Below are 509 nucleotides of genomic sequence, written 5' to 3'. Positions count from 1 at the left end.
CATAGTGATGCTGGTTTTTCTGGGACAGAGAAAGCGAGTCGAGTACAGTCGTCACATCCTCCATTAGCGGTTGAATATGGTTATACACCGCCAGCTCTTTCTGCAGCTCGGTACCGGTGAAGTTGCGAGCGCTCCCGCGCAGCTGCTTCAATGTAAAGTGGTCTTCATCGGAAACCAGTGTCTGCAGCATATTCTTTAAGCTTTGGCTGCAAGCGGCATTGATCTGATCATACAATCGTTGCTGATGTTGATTAATCACCTGACTGACGATCTTCTGCAGGGTACTATAGGCAGGAATGGCGATCTTCTGGTGGGCCAGGTACTCGATTGCTGCGTCAAAGAGTGCGCGGGGTGCCACCCAGCTTTCAGCGCAGACCAGCAAATGTTCAACAAGCCGGGGTTGATGTTGCTTATCTTTCCAGCTGTTGACTCCAGCAATTGATAAAACACGCTCATAGATGCGGGATTTTTGGTCCGCTTTCAAACTAAAGCGCCGAAACTTGAGGTCT

The 509-nt window shown here is 49.7% G+C and carries 1 protein-coding gene; it reads right to left on the bottom strand.

Translation table 11 applies throughout. The features are described from left to right. Positions 1-509, bottom strand: a 509-nt coding sequence (locus A3761_RS04620; protein WP_156491596.1) for a DUF4158 domain-containing protein, incomplete at both ends; no start/stop codon positions are given.

The sequence above is a fragment of the Oleiphilus sp. HI0123 genome (assembly GCF_001635315.1).
Note: the sequence above shows the minus strand (reverse complement) of the source record. Positions and strands in the feature narration are given on the sequence as shown.